This window comes from Microbacterium karelineae, assembly GCF_009745985.1.
Lineage (GTDB): Bacteria > Actinomycetota > Actinomycetes > Actinomycetales > Microbacteriaceae > Microbacterium > Microbacterium karelineae.
Map to the genome: position 1 here is coordinate 131,114 of NZ_WFIX01000175.1, position 13,600 is coordinate 144,713.

Sequence of the window (13,600 nt, forward strand, 5' to 3'; positions counted from 1 at the left end):
GAGCCCGCGCCTCAGTAGGCTGGCCTCGTCAGAAGGAGACACATGTCGCGAGCTGATCTTGTCGTCGTCGCCAATCGCCTGCCCGTGGACCGTGTCGAAGGTCCGGACGGCGAACCCGCATGGAGAAGGTCGCCCGGCGGCCTCGTCACCGCGCTCGAGCAGGTGATGCAGAGCCTCGACGGCGCGTGGGTCGGATGGGGCGGACAGCCCGATCTGCAGGTGGAGCCGTTCGAGTTCGACGGCAACCTCCTCGTGCCGGTCTCCCTCACTCGAGCCGACCTCCGCGACTACTACGAGGGCTTCTCCAACGGCACGATCTGGCCGCTCTATCACGACGTGATCGCGGCGCCCGAGTTCAAGCGATCCTGGTGGGACGCGTATGTGCGCGTCAACCGGCGCTTCGCCGAGGCCGCGGCCGAGCACGTCGCGGACGGCGGCTTCGTGTGGGTGCAGGACTACCAGCTGCAGCTCGTCCCGCAGATGGTGCGCGAGCTGCGACCCGACGTGACGATCGGCTACTTCCACCACATTCCGTTCCCCGCATACGCTCTCTTCGCGCAGCTGCCGTGGCGGCGCCAGGTGCTCGACGGCCTCCTCGGCGCGGACGTCGTCGGCTTCCAGCGCGTGGCCGACGCGGGCAACTTCCAGCGGTCGATCCGCCGCCTGCTCAAGTATCCGACGAAGGGCGACACCATCACGGTGCCGACCGTCGAGGACGAGTCCCGCGTCGTCGTCGCGAAGAGCTACCCGATCTCGATCGACGCCTCGCAGTTCATCGAGCTGGCGCAGCGCCCCGACATCATCGAGCGCGCGAAGGCGCTGCGCGAGCAGGTCGGATCCGAGAAGCTCATGCTGGGCGTCGACCGCCTCGACTACACGAAGGGCATCCGCCACCGGCTCAAGGCCTACGGTGAGCTCCTCGCCGACGGGCGCATCAAGGGGCATGAGGCGACGCTCGTGCAGATCGCCAGCCCCTCGCGCCCCGGCGTCGAGGCCTACCAGGACCTGCGCGACGAGATCGAGATGACGGTCGCTCGCATCAACGGCGACTATTCGACGGTCGAGAACACCGCGATCCGCTATCTGCACCAGGGGTACCCGCGCGAGGAGATGGTCGCGCTGTACCTCGCGGCCGACGTCATGCTCGTGACCGCGCTGCGCGATGGCATGAACCTCGTCGCCAAGGAGTACGTGGCGGTGCGGGGCGACAACACGGGCGTGCTCGTCCTGAGCGAGTTCGCGGGCGCCGCCGACGAGCTCGGGAGCGCTCTGCTCGTGAACCCCCACGACATCGAGGGCATGAAGGACATCATGATGCGGGCCGTCGAGATGCCCGAGGCCGAGCAGGCTCGCCGCATGAAGACGATGCGCAGGAAGGTGCTCGACAACGACGTCGAGAAGTGGGGGCGCTCGTTCCTCGACGACATCGACGAGGTGCGCCGCCGGAGGAACGCGTCGTGACCTCGGCGGGCGGCGACATCGACGTCGACGAGCGCCTCGACGCCCTCGCGTCGCGCGAGCGGATCCTCGTCGCCCTCGACTTCGACGGCACCCTCTCGCCGCTCGTGACCGATCCGATGGCGGCGCGCGCGACGCCCGAGGCGGCGCGCGCCGTGGCTGCGCTGGCGGCGACGCCGGGGACGACGGTCGCGCTGGTATCCGGCCGCAGCCTCCGCGATCTGCGCATCATCGCCGAGCACGACGACGGCTCTCCCGTCTGGCTCGCCGGATCCCATGGCGCCGAGCACTGGCGTCCCGCCGGGGCGCCTCCGCGCATGCGTCCGGTCGCGGGCGACGATGAGCGGCTCGCGGCGCGAAGCGCTCCGATCACGGCCCACGCACATGGCTTCGTTCAGGGCTGCGAGGGCGCGTGGATCGAGGACAAGGCGTTCGGTTTTGCCCTGCACACCCGCGTCTCATCGCCCGAGGTCGAGAACGACGCGCAGCGGCGTATCGACGTCTACATGGCCGAGTCCGCGCCCGAGTGGCGCCGCCGCACGGGCAAGCACGTGCTCGAGTTCTCGTGGCGCCACGAGGGCAAGGACACGGCGATCGCGGAGCTGCGTCGCGCGAGCGAGGCAGAGGCGGTCGTGTTCGCGGGCGACGACGTGACCGACGAGGATGCGCTGCGGTCGCTCCACGACGGCGACCTCGGCATCCGCGTCGGCGCGGGGGAGACCGCCGCGCACGTGCGTGTCGACGACATCCCGGCCCTCGCGGGGCTGCTGTCCGATCTCGCCGCCCGGCGCGCCCGCTGACGCCCCGAGCGGCGACACGCCGGGGCCGCCGGTGTGCTCACCGAGAGCGTGCTGCGAAGAGCATCCTGACCATCGCGCGCGCCGGTCTCGTTGCAGAACGCAAGCCGGTTCGGGGCGCCTGTCCTCTGGGAATAGACTGCGAACGTGAGTGAGAACGACAGCGTGAGTGAGAACACCGACGCCGGAATCGACATCAAGCCGCGCAGTCGCGTGGTCACCGACGGCATCGAGGCGACGACCTCGCGCGGCATGCTCCGCGCCGTCGGCATGGGCGACGACGACTGGGACAAGCCCCAGATCGGCATCGCGTCGAGTTGGAACGAGATCACGCCGTGCAACCTCTCGCTCGACCGCCTCGCGCAGGGGTCGAAGGAGGGCGTGCACGCGGGCGGCGGCTACCCGCTGCAGTTCGGCACCGTGAGCGTGTCCGACGGCATCTCCATGGGGCACGAGGGCATGCACTTCTCGCTCGTGAGCCGCGAGGTCATCGCGGACAGCGTCGAGACCGTCGTCATGGGCGAGCGCCTCGACGGCACGGTTCTGCTGGCGGGCTGCGACAAGTCGCTCCCCGGCATGCTCATGGCCGCCGCGCGCCTCGAACTCGCGAGCGTCTTCCTCTACGCCGGATCGATCGCCCCCGGCTGGGTGAAGCTCGAGGACGGCACCGAGAAGACCATCACGATCATCGACTCGTTCGAGGCCGTCGGCGCCTGCAAGGCGGGGCAGATGAGCGAGGCCGACCTCAAGACGATCGAGTGCGGCTTCGCGCCGGGCGAAGGCGCCTGCGGTGGGATGTACACGGCCAACACCATGGCGTGCATCGCCGAGGCGCTCGGCATGAGCCTGCCGGGCTCGTCGACGCCCCTGAGCGCCGACCGCCGCCGCGACATGTACGCGCACCGCTCGGGCGAGGCCGTCGTCGAGCTCCTGCGCAAGGGCATCACGACGAAGGACATCCTGACGAAGAAGGCGTTCGAGAACGCCGTGACCGTCGCGATGGTGCTCGGCGGATCCACGAACGCCGTCCTCCACCTCCTCGCGATCGCCCGCGAGGCGGGCGTCGATCTCACGCTCGACGACTTCACCCGCATCGGCCAGCGGTCGCCTCACCTCGCCGACGTGAAGCCGTTCGGCCAGTTCGTCGCGCAGGACTTCGACCGCGCGGGCGGCATGCCCGTCGTCATGAAGGCGCTGCTCGACGCGGGCCTGCTGCACGGCGACGCGCTCACCGTGACGGGCAGGACGCTCGCCGAGAACCTCGCCGAGCTCGACCCGGCCCCGCTCGACGGCACCGTCGTCCGCGATCTCGACAACCCCATCCACGCGACGGGCGGCCTGACGATCCTCGACGGATCCCTCGCCCCCGACGGCGCCGTCGTGAAGACGGCCGGCTTCGACGCCGAGGTGTTCGAGGGTCCGGCCCGCGTCTTCGAGCGCGAGCGCGCCGCGATGGACGCGCTGACGAACGGCGAGATCCAGGCGGGCGACGTCGTGGTGATCCGCTATGAGGGCCCCAAGGGCGGCCCCGGCATGCGCGAGATGCTCGCGATCACGGCCGCCATCAAGGGCGCTGGCCTCGGCAAGGATGTACTACTCTTGACGGACGGTCGATTCTCCGGCGGCACAACCGGCCTGTGCATCGGCCATATTGCACCCGAAGCGGTGGACGCAGGTCCGATCGCCTTCGTGCGCGATGGCGATCCGATCAGGGTCGATGTCGCAGCTCGCACTCTCGACCTACTCGTCGATGAGGCTGAGCTCGCCTCCCGCCGTTCCGGCTGGGAGCCGCTGCCCCCGCGCTACACCCGCGGCGTTCTCGCCAAGTACGCGAAGCTCGTGCGTTCCGCCGCCGTGGGCGCGATCACCGGCTGATCCGCCCCGTGCCGACCAGACGCCGAACCGACCAGGGAAGCACCATGCCCGCAGATCCCCTCACGGCCGTTCCTCGGCCGCCCGCCACATCCACCGCGAACCCGCCCATCCTCACCGGCGCGCAGGCCGTCGTCCGCTCGCTCGAGCTGCTCGGCGTCGACGACGTCTTCGGGCTTCCCGGCGGCGCGATCCTGCCCGCATACGACGCGCTCATGGGCGCGCACACGCTCAACCACATCCTCGTGCGCCACGAGCAGGGCGCCGGCCACGCCGCCGAGGGATATGCCGCCGCGAGCGGCCGCGTCGGCGTCGCGATCGCGACGTCCGGCCCCGGCGCGACGAACCTCGTCACGGCGATCGCCGACGCGTACATGGACTCCGTGCCGCTCGTCGCGATCACGGGCCAGGTCTTCTCGACGCTGATGGGCACGGACGCGTTCCAGGAGGCCGATATCGTCGGCATCACGATGCCCGTGACGAAGCACTCGTTCCTCGTGAAGCGCGCCGAGGACATCCCGCGCGCGCTCGCGCAGGCGTTCGAGATCGCCGGCACGGGCCGGCCCGGTCCCGTGCTCGTCGACATCACGAAGGACGCGCAGCAGAACGAGGCGCCGTTCATCTGGCCGCCGAAGTTCGACCTGCCCGGATACCGGCCCGTCACGAAGGCGCACGGGAAGCAGATCCAGGCGGCGGCGACGCTCATCGCCGAGGCGAAGAAGCCCGTGCTCTACGTCGGCGGCGGTGTGATCCGCGGCAAGGCGGCCGAGCAGCTCAAGGCGTTCGCCGAGACGACGGGCGCACCCGTCGTGACGACGCTCATGGCGCGCGGTGCGTTCCCCGACTCGCACGAGCAGCACCTCGGCATGCCGGGAATGCACGGATCCGTCCCCGCCGTGCTCGCGCTGCAGGAGAGCGACGTGCTCGTCTCCCTCGGCGCGCGCTTCGACGACCGCGTGACCGGCAAGGCGGCGCTGTTCGCCCCGGACGCGAAGGTGATCCACGTCGACATCGACCCCGCCGAGATCGGGAAGATCCGCGCCGCGGAGGTGCCGATCGTGGGCGATGTGCGCGAGGTCCTCGTCGATCTCGACACGGCGTACCGCTCGACGGTCGCGGGCGACCGCCCCGACTTCGCCGAGTGGTGGCAGTACCTCAAGGGGCTGCAGGACCAGTACCCGCTCGGCTACACCGAACCGACCGATGGCCTGCTCGCACCGCAGAAGATCATCTCGCGCATCGGCGAGCTGACGGGCCCCGAGGGCGTCTACGTCGCGGGCGTGGGCCAGCACCAGATGTGGTCGGCGCAGTTCATCAGGTACGAGCGGCCGAACTCGTGGCTCAACTCGGGCGGCGCCGGCACGATGGGCTACTCGGTTCCCGCGGCCATGGGGGCGAAGGTCGCGCAGCCGGATCGTCCCGTGTGGGCGATCGACGGCGACGGCTGCTTCCAGATGACGAACCAGGAGCTCGCCACGTGCGTGCTCAACGAGATCCCGATCAAGGTCGCGATCATCAACAACTCGTCCCTCGGGATGGTGCGCCAGTGGCAGACCCTGTTCTACGACGGGCGCTACTCGCACACCGACCTCAACACGGGCCACGACACGAAGCGGATCCCCGACTTCGTGAAGCTCGCGGAGGCCTACGGCTGCCTCGCGATCCGCGTCGAGCGCGAGGACGAGATCGACGATGCGATCCGCCTCGCCCTCGAGACGAACGACCGCCCCGTCGTGATCGACTTCGTCGTCTCGAGCGACGCGATGGTGTGGCCGATGGTGCCCCAGGGCGTCAGCAACAGCTACGTCCAGTACGCGCGAGACCACTCGCCGGCGTTCGATGAGGAGGCCTGAGCACATCATGTCGAAGCACGTTCTCAGTCTCCTCGTCGAGGACACCCCCGGCCTGCTCACGCGCGTCGCCGGCCTGTTCGCCCGACGCGGGTTCAACATCCACTCGCTCGCCGTGGGCGTGACCGAGGTCCCCGGCCTGTCGCGGATCACCGTCGTCGTCGACGTCGCGTCCCTCCCGCTCGAGCAGGTGACGAAGCAGCTGAACAAGCTCATCAACGTCGTCAAGATCGTCGAGCTCGACCCGGCGGCCTCGGTGCAGCGCCAGCACATGCTCGTGAAGGTGCGCGCCGACAACGCGACGCGCGGAAACCTGCTCGAGGTCGTGAGCCTCTTCCGGGCGAACGTCGTCGACTACGCGCAGGACTCGCTCGTGATCGAGATCACGGGCGATCAGGGCAAGGTCGACGCTTTCCAGAAGGCGATCACGCCGTTCGGCATCAAGGAGATCTCGCAGTCGGGCCTTCTCGCGCTCGGCCGCGGCCCCAAATCGATCTCCGAGCGCGCCCTGCGCTGATACGACCCGCAGACGAAATCGAAGAACAACAAGGAGCACAAAGTGGCAGAGATCCTCTACGACGCAGACGCAGATCTGTCGATCATCCAGTCCAAGAAGGTGGCGATCGTGGGCTACGGCTCGCAGGGCCACGCCCACGCCCAGAACCTTCGCGACTCGGGTGTCGAGGTCACGGTCGCGCTGCGTGAGGGATCCAAGTCGGCGCAGAAGGCGTCCGACGACGGCTTCGACGTGAAGTCGGTCGCCGACGCGACGGCCTGGGCCGACGTCATCATGATCCTCGCGCCGGACCAGCACCAGCGCACGATCTACGCCGAGGGCATCAAGCCGAACCTCGCGCCGGGCAAGGCCCTCGCCTTCGCGCACGGCTTCAACATCCGCTTCGGCCTCATCGAGGCGCCCGAGGGCGTCGACGTGATCCTCATCGCGCCGAAGGCCCCCGGCCACACGGTGCGTCGCGAGTTCGCCGCGGGCCGCGGGATCCCCGACATCATCGGCGTCGAGAAGGACGCCTCGGGAGCGGCGTGGGACCTCGCCCTCTCGTACGCGGCCGGCATCGGCGGCACCCGTGCGGGCGTCATCAAGACGACCTTCACGGAGGAGACCGAGACCGACCTGTTCGGCGAGCAGGCCGTCCTCTGCGGCGGCATGAGCCACCTCGTGCAGGCGGGCTTCGAGACGCTCACCGAGGCGGGCTACCAGCCCGAGATCGCCTACTTCGAGGTGCTGCACGAGCTGAAGCTCATCGTCGACCTCATGTGGGAGGGCGGCATCGCGAAGCAGCGCTGGAGCATCTCCGACACGGCTGAGTACGGTGACTACGTCTCGGGCCCGCGCGTCATCGACGAGCGCGTCAAGGAGTCCATGAAGGCCGTCCTCGCCGACATCCAGTCCGGCGCGTTCGCGAGGCGCTTCATCGACGACCAGGACGCGGGCGCTCCCGAGTTCCAGAAGCTCCGCGCCGAGGAGGAGCAGCACCCGATCGAGACGACGGGTCGCGAGCTCCGCGCGCTGTTCTCCTGGAAGAAGAGCGACGACGACTATGTCGAGGGCACCGCTGCGCGCTGATCGCCCTGAGCAGAACGCCCCGCACCGATCCCGGTGCGGGGCGTTTCGTCGTCCGGCGATGCATCAGCGGTAGACCTCGACGAACACCTCCAATTCGGCGTCGTCGGGGAGGGAATCGAGGTACGCGCGGTATGGGAAGGTGAACCCCGCTGCCTTCCAACCGAAGGAGTCGTCGTCGCATTCCACGATCTCGCCTTCCGCGCCGCGGATCACGGTCCTCGTGTCGAGCCAGAGCTCCCGGTCGTCGGTGCCGGCGCGGTGCACGATGGAGGCACTGAGCTGCGCGTCGCCGTCGCCGCGCTCGACCTCGAGAGGCGACACCTCGATGCGGCCGAACTCGGCCTCGGGGACGGCGCGGGCGTCGCGTCCGTCGAGCGACACCGTGATGGTCGGGTGATCGACGTCCGCAAGGTCCATCAGGTCGGCCGTTGCGAGGTTCCGCCCGGGACGGAGGGTGATCTGGTACGAGTTCGACTCGACGACGTCGCTGTTCAGGTCCAGGACGTTGAACACCACGTCGACGCGTTCGTACACGGTCCCGTCTTCGGGCATCTCGATGATCGCGGCGGCGTAGAGGTCGCCGGCGACGGGTTCGGTGTAGAACGAGAGCTGCTGGATCGTGCACGCGGGGAGGTCGGCACCGGGGTAGTCGGTCGCCCCCGGGGTCGACGACGATCCGCGGATCTTCCCTCGTCTCCAGAACACCGCGTACGCGATCGCCGAGAGCCCCAGGACGAACAAGGGGACCTCGACGATGAGCGTCGTGTGGAGGATGTAGACCGCCGCGATCGCGGCGATGCCGGCCAGGGCGATGAGCAGTCGGGTCGTCGTTCTCATGATTCCGTTCGGTGCGTGACGGTCAGTGAAGGAAGTGAGGGAACGGCTCCGATCATCCGGGAATCATCATGGCGATGAAGCCCGACACGATCGCGCCGGCGACGCCGATGGGGGGAGGGGGGAGCAGGGCGACCACGGCGACGAACTTGGCGATGCCTGCCCCGGTACGGTGGCGCTGCTTCTTCACGAGTCTGAGACTCACGAGGCTCGTCACGGCGAAGAGCGCCGTGATGGGCAGGGCGACCCATAGCAGGGCGATGAACCAGTGGTCGTCGAACCTCTGGATATACACGAGGGGGAAGACCGCCCCGGACAGGCTGACGAGCGCCAGAACAAGTGGGACGATCGCGTATCGTCGCCCCGCGTTGCCGCCTGCGGAGTCGGGGGAGGTGTTGTCGTGCGGAGGCGCAGGAACAGCGGTGGGATCGGTGATGTCGGACAACTCTTTCTCCGGCGCCGCACGACCGCGCGGCACGACCTACGACGTGTCCTCCAGCCTATCGGCGAGTTCGAGATTCTCGCCGGACCGGTACCGCTCGAGGGCGCGGCGGCCTACTGTGTCGGAGCATGAAGTCCGAACATCGCGCGGAGTTCCGCGCCCTCCTCGAGGAGCATCGCGCGTCCGTCGTGCAGGCGCGGCGTCGCGGCGGGGAGGATCTGAGCGAGCTGGCGAGCGCGCGATCGGCGGCGACGGCGGACGACGAGCACGATCCGGAGGGCACGACGATCTCGGAGGAGTGGTCGCGGCTGACCGGGATCGACGCGGAGGCCAGGGCCGAACTGTCGGCGATCGATGCGGCGCTCGCGCGCCTCGACGCGGACGAGTACGGCGTCTGCGTCTCGTGCGGGCGGGGGATCCCGGTCGCACGGCTGCGCGTGCGTCCGACTGCGACGATGTGCGTGGAGTGCGCTTCGCGACGCTGATCCGCTTGTCCACAGATTTCGCGGATCCGCGATATCCATCCACAATCGGGGGTTCTCGGCGGGCGGCGACGGCGAGAGGTCGTCAGGCTGGGCGCATGACAGACTTCGATTCCCTTCAGATGCTCCGCACCCGCCCGCTGACGGACGATCGCGACCTCGTCCGGCTCGTCTCGGCGCTTCTCGGCACGGCCAGCACGGCGCGTGTGTGGCTCCTGCTGCTCGACGATGAGATGCGCTCGACCGAGGTCCTGATCCCGATCGACGACCTTCCCGCCGACGCGGGCGCGGTCGTCGCGATGCCGAGCGATGGCCCGGTCGCGGCGGCCGAGATGCTCGGCGCGCGTGTGGCGGACATCGTGCGCGATGCGCCGGTGTCGGCCGTCGTCGTGGTGTGGGAGCGGCCGGGGGCGCCGGGCGCGCGGGCGGACACGCTCGCGTGGATCGACGCCATGCGCACCGCGTTCGCCTCCGATCCGCGCGCGCTGCGGGCGCAGCTGGTGCTGTCGGACGAGGGCGCACACGTGATCGGCGAGCCGGCGCGACGCGCGGCGTGACGGCGAGTGCCGCATAGCCCGGCGCGGATCGAGTTCGTGAGCGTGTCACGCCCCGACGCCGGGCGACGCCGCGAGGGCGCCGGGGGTCGCCGGCTCGGGCGTGACGAGCCAGACGAAGATCCCCACGGAGACGAGGAACATCACGACGGTCATGGCGTAGCCCACGAGCGCGACGATCAGCGCCGCGATGCTCGTACCGCGCCCGTCAGCGCGCTTGGCGAGCGCGACGATCGCGAACACGAGAGCCGCCGTGAGCGGGATCACGGCGAAGACCGTGAGGAACGGGACGAGCGATGTGCCGATCCCGACGATCGCGAGGACCAACGCACTGCGGGAGAGCGGCCTGCGCTGGGCTGCGTCGGTCATCGACCTCGTCATCGTGTTCGGATCGGATCAGGTTCTCCGCGGATGCCGCTGGGTCTGCCGGCGTGAGCCCAGCGGCATCATGCGGGGAAGTGGGGCGAGGCTCAGTAGCCCGACTGCGCGTACGCCTCGAACACGGCGTCCTTCGGCATCTCGAGGTACGAGTCGATGGTGAACTCGGCGGTCCCGTCGGCCGGGAGCACATCGACGGTGCCCCACTCGAGACCGATCGGCGTCCCGTCGGCGTCGCGCACGATGACGTCGATCTCGACGTAGTTGCGCTCGACCGGGGAGGTCGAGGTGACCTCTCCCGAGAGCGTCGTCGAGTAGTCGTCGGCCTCTGCCTCGATGTCGCCGACGGTGATGGCGCCGAACTCCGCGGCGGACACGGGCTCGCGGCCATACGCGTCGGTCACGTTCACGGCGACATCGTCGATCGCGTCGGCGTCGACATCGAGGAAGCTCGACGTCGCGAGCGCCGGGCTGTCGGGCATGACCGTGATGAGGTCGTAGCTCGAGTCGATGACGTCGCCCGAGGCATCGAGGAGATCGATCGTGACTTCGAGATCCTGGAACACGAGATCGGCGCTGCCGCTTTCGACGACGGCGGTCACATAGGTGAAGGTGTCGTCGCTCCAGAACGCCTGATCGGTGACGTCGACGTCGATGTCGGCGACGGTGGTCTCCGCCTCGGTCGCCCCATCGGCTGCGCCGTCCTCGGCGCCGCCCTCGAAGTCGCCGAAGTCGGGATCCTCCTCGAAGATCTCGGGGTTGTCCTCGATGAATCCGTCGAGGTCGTCCGCGGCGGTGCCGACGAAGGCGATGATCGTGAAGGTGAGGATGAGCATTCCGATGCCGACCAGCGTGCCGACGCCCGACACGATGAGCGCCGCGATGCTGAGGCCCCTGCCGTTCGCCTTCTTGACGAGTGCGACGATCGACAGGATGAGCGCCACGATGACGACGACGATGCCGAGGAAGACGGCGAAGGGGATGAAGCAGAGGATCGTGCCGATGATCGCGAGCACGAGCGCCGTGACCGCGAGCCCCTTGCCACCCTGCTTCGGGGCGCCGGCGCCGCCAGCCGATCCGTACGGCGACGCGGGCGGCGGCACGTGCGAGCCGGGGCCGCCATACGGTGCGCCGCCCTCGGGCGCCGCGCCGGGGTAGCTGGAGGACTGCTGCGGCCCGCCCGGGTACCCGTAGCCGGACTGCTCTGCGCCCGGCTGTGCGTACGGGGAGGCCGACTCGGCGGGCTGTGCGTACGGTGGAACGGGCTCGCCCTGCGGGGCGGTGGGGGCGGCGGGCTCCTGAGGAACGGCGGGCTCGGCCGGTTGGCCGTCCTCGTGCGGGACGGGCGGCATCGGCGGCTGTGCGCTCGGGTCGTGGGGCTGGTTGCTGTCGGACATGATGCTCCTGACTCTCGGTCGTTCACGTGTCGCATGCCGGGGGAGCAGGCCGCGCGGCCGGGACGAAGGCCGCACGAGTTCACGCGCCCTCTCAGGCTATCGATCTCGGCGCGGATCCGTGCGGACAGAACTGCCCATGTGTCGCGCGCCGCTGACAGTGTGTCGCACATCGCCGCCCGCGCATCTCGCCCGCGGTGGCCGCGCATCCCGCTCCCCGTCTGGCATCGCGCTGTGTGCGTCTGGTACTCTGAGCTGTCACGCGTGCGCGCGTCGGCGCGGCATGCCTGCGGGTGCGCCGTCAAGACTGCCGCGTGAAGTCGAAAACCCCATCCAACCGCTTCGGTTCCTGAAGATGCGTCGGCATGTCGCCGGCCGGAACCTGAGGCCCGAGTACACAACCCCTGAAGGCTAACCACTACATGACTAACGCAACGACCGCCTCGGCCACCACGCAGGTCGCGATCAACGACATCGGCTCTGCTGAGGACTTCCTGGCCGCGGTCGAGAAGACTCTCAAGTTCTTCAACGACGGCGACATCATCGACGGCGAGATCGTCAAGATCGACCGCGACGAGGTTCTGCTCGACGTCGGCTACAAGACCGAGGGCGTGATCCCCTCCCGCGAGCTCTCCATCAAGCACGACGTCAACCCCGACGACGTCGTCAAGGTCGGCGACCACATCGAGGCCCTCGTCCTCCAGAAGGAGGACAAGGAAGGCCGCCTGATCCTGTCGAAGAAACGGGCTCAGTACGAGCGCGCCTGGGGCGACGTGGAGCAGGTCAAGGAGAACGACGGTGTCGTCAAGGGCACGGTCATCGAGGTCGTCAAGGGCGGCCTCATCCTCGACATCGGCCTCCGCGGCTTCCTGCCGGCCTCGCTCATCGAGCTGCGTCGCGTCCGCGACCTCACGCCGTACCTCGGCCAGGAGCTCGAGGCGAAGATCCTCGAGCTCGACAAGAACCGCAACAACGTGGTCCTGTCGCGCCGCGCCCTCCTCGAGGAGACGCAGTCGGCGACCCGCGCCCAGTTCCTCAACGGCCTGCACAAGGGCCAGGTCCGCAAGGGCCAGGTCTCGTCGATCGTCAACTTCGGTGCGTTCGTCGACCTGGGCGGCGTGGACGGCCTCGTGCACGTCTCCGAGCTGTCCTGGAAGCACATCGACCACGCCAGCGAGGTCGTCGAGGTGGGCCAGGAGGTCACCGTCGAGGTTCTCGAGGTCGACCTCGACCGCGAGCGCGTCTCCCTGTCGCTGAAGGCGACGCAGGAGGACCCGTGGCAGGTCTTCGCCCGCACGCACCAGATCGGCCAGATCACGCCGGGCAAGGTCACGAAGCTCGTTCCGTTCGGCGCGTTCGTCCGCGTCGCGGACGGCATCGAGGGCCTCGTGCACATCTCCGAGCTGTCGCACAAGCACGTCGAGATGGCCGAGCAGGTCGTCTCGGTTGGCGAGGAGCTCTTCGTCCGCGTCATCGACATCGATCTCGACCGTCGCCGCATCTCGCTGTCGCTCAAGCAGGCCAACGACATGGTCGACCCGAACGGCACCGAGTTCGACCCGTCGCTGTACGGCATGACGACCGAGTACGACGAGAACGGCGAGTACAAGTTCCCCGAGGGCTTCGACCCCGAGACCAACCAGTGGCTCGAGGGCTACGACGAGGCGCGCGAGGCGTGGGAGCAGGAGTACGCAACGGCTCAGGCTCGCTGGGAGCAGCACAAGGAGCAGGTCGCCAAGGCCATCGAGGCCGAGGCGAACGCCGAAGAGGCCGCACCGGCCGGCGCGAGCAGCTCGAGCAGCTTCTCCTCGACCGAGACCGGCGGCGCCGGTGCTCTGGCCGACGACGAGGCTCTCGCGGCGCTCCGCGAGAAGCTCGCCGGCAGCTGAATCTCGGCTGACTGACAGCAGAACGGGCCGGATCCCCTCGGGGGTCCGGCCCGTTCCGCGTCTCC

Annotated in this window: 13 protein-coding genes; 9 read left to right on the forward strand and 4 right to left on the reverse strand. The window is 69.1% G+C overall.

The genetic code is table 11. The features are described from left to right. The first annotated feature begins 42 nt into the window (after positions 1-42). The 6 genes from GB932_RS03910 to ilvC all read left to right on the forward strand — a co-directional run bounded on the left by GB932_RS03910 (position 43) and on the right by ilvC (position 7,562). Entirely contained in the window at positions 43-1,461 is a 1,419-nt protein-coding gene (locus GB932_RS03910; protein ID WP_156759395.1) for an alpha,alpha-trehalose-phosphate synthase (UDP-forming), read from the forward strand. After that, entirely contained in the window at positions 1,458-2,258 is an 801-nt protein-coding gene (otsB, locus tag GB932_RS03915; RefSeq protein WP_231915989.1) for a trehalose-phosphatase, read from the forward strand. Before GB932_RS03910 ends, otsB begins: the two co-directional genes overlap by 4 nt. Before the next feature lie 144 nt (positions 2,259-2,402). Continuing rightward, a complete protein-coding gene (ilvD, locus tag GB932_RS03920) occupies positions 2,403-4,130 on the forward strand; it encodes a dihydroxy-acid dehydratase (protein WP_231915990.1) in 1,728 nt (575 codons plus the stop codon). Between the two features lie 44 nt (positions 4,131-4,174). Beyond that, a complete protein-coding gene (locus GB932_RS03925; protein ID WP_156759396.1) occupies positions 4,175-5,980 on the forward strand; it encodes an acetolactate synthase large subunit in 1,806 nt (601 codons plus the stop codon). Between the two features lie 7 nt (positions 5,981-5,987). After that, positions 5,988-6,494: an acetolactate synthase small subunit gene (gene ilvN / locus GB932_RS03930; RefSeq protein WP_156759397.1), complete on the forward strand. Its 507-nt coding sequence runs from the start codon at positions 5,988-5,990 to the stop codon at positions 6,492-6,494. A gap of 42 nt (positions 6,495-6,536) precedes the next feature. Continuing rightward, complete coding sequence (gene ilvC / locus GB932_RS03935) at positions 6,537-7,562, forward strand: ketol-acid reductoisomerase (RefSeq protein WP_156759398.1); 1,026 nt, start codon at positions 6,537-6,539, stop codon at positions 7,560-7,562. A 63-nt stretch (positions 7,563-7,625) separates the two neighbouring features. Here ilvC and GB932_RS03940 read toward each other — a convergent pair whose 3' ends face one another. Further along, positions 7,626-8,399 carry a hypothetical protein gene (locus GB932_RS03940; protein WP_156759399.1) on the reverse strand — a complete coding sequence of 258 codons (774 nt, stop codon included), beginning with the start codon at positions 8,397-8,399 and terminating at the stop codon, positions 7,626-7,628. A 52-nt stretch (positions 8,400-8,451) separates the two neighbouring features. Further along, positions 8,452-8,841, reverse strand: a complete 390-nt coding sequence (locus tag GB932_RS03945; protein WP_156759400.1) for a hypothetical protein — start codon at positions 8,839-8,841, stop codon at positions 8,452-8,454. Positions 8,842-8,966: 125 nt separating this feature from the next. Between GB932_RS03945 and GB932_RS03950 the strand changes: the two genes are divergently transcribed. Then, positions 8,967-9,323 carry a TraR/DksA family transcriptional regulator gene (locus tag GB932_RS03950; RefSeq protein ID WP_156759401.1) on the forward strand — a complete coding sequence of 119 codons (357 nt, stop codon included), beginning with the start codon at positions 8,967-8,969 and terminating at the stop codon, positions 9,321-9,323. 95 nt (positions 9,324-9,418) lie between these two features. Next, positions 9,419-9,877, forward strand: a complete 459-nt coding sequence (locus tag GB932_RS03955) for a hypothetical protein (RefSeq protein ID WP_156759402.1) — start codon at positions 9,419-9,421, stop codon at positions 9,875-9,877. Positions 9,878-9,922: 45 nt separating this feature from the next. Here the strand turns inward: GB932_RS03955 and GB932_RS03960 are convergent, their stop codons facing one another. Together GB932_RS03960 and GB932_RS03965 are read right to left on the reverse strand one after the other, a co-directional pair. Beyond that, a complete protein-coding gene (locus GB932_RS03960; protein ID WP_156759403.1) occupies positions 9,923-10,243 on the reverse strand; it encodes a hypothetical protein in 321 nt (106 codons plus the stop codon). A gap of 101 nt (positions 10,244-10,344) precedes the next feature. Further along, positions 10,345-11,649: a DUF4190 domain-containing protein gene (locus GB932_RS03965; protein WP_156759404.1), complete on the reverse strand. Its 1,305-nt coding sequence runs from the start codon at positions 11,647-11,649 to the stop codon at positions 10,345-10,347. 419 nt (positions 11,650-12,068) lie between these two features. Between GB932_RS03965 and rpsA the strand changes: the two genes are divergently transcribed. Further along, entirely contained in the window at positions 12,069-13,535 is a 1,467-nt protein-coding gene (gene rpsA / locus GB932_RS03970; RefSeq protein WP_156759405.1) for a 30S ribosomal protein S1, read from the forward strand. The last annotated feature ends 65 nt before the right edge of the window (positions 13,536-13,600 follow it).